The sequence below is a fragment of the Mesorhizobium sp. M7A.F.Ca.CA.002.05.1.1 genome, from assembly GCF_003998335.1.
GTDB lineage: Bacteria > Pseudomonadota > Alphaproteobacteria > Rhizobiales > Rhizobiaceae > Mesorhizobium.
This window is the reverse complement of record NZ_RZQI01001623.1, coordinates 1-493: the sequence shown is the minus strand read 5'-3', so window position 1 is coordinate 493 and position 493 is coordinate 1. Positions and strand designations below refer to the sequence as shown.

1 pseudogene is annotated in these 493 nt (G+C 65.7%); it reads right to left on the bottom strand.

Annotated features, from left to right (window positions below):
- A pseudogene (locus tag EN939_RS37405) lies at positions 1-473 on the bottom strand (EAL domain-containing protein); the annotation flags it as partial.
- Positions 474-493: the final 20 nt, after the last annotated feature.

The following is a 493-nucleotide window of genomic DNA, read 5'->3' as shown; positions in this document are numbered from 1 at the left end:
TCGCGCACCAGCCGCACGAGAAGCGCGTCGTCCGCCGCCTGTTCGGTGATTTCGCAGACCAGCATGGCCGGCGCCAGGCCGAACTCGCCGAGATGCCTGGTCATCAGGCGAATCTCGGCCAATGCCCGCCCGGCATGGTCGTTGATCAACGGGTTGTAGTTGAAGAACAGGTCGAGCCCGTCGACGCCGATGTTGCGGAAATTCCTGAGATGCAGCGCCCGGCACATGGTTTCCACAAACAGCCGGTCCGAGACGGCAACGCTTTCAAAGAACACCTTCGGCGCGCCGGGGCGGCCGGCACGGTGCGGCTCGATCAGGGCTTCGGCCGCGACCGCGTGAAGGAAACGGCCGCGCGGCGCGAAAATCGGCTGATAGGCGCTGCGCAGCCGGAACTCGCCATGGATGCCGTATTCGATGCCGACTTCGTCGACCCGGATCGCATCGCCGACATTGCGCCGCCGATCGTCTCTCATGTCGCCACGCGGCGCCCGAA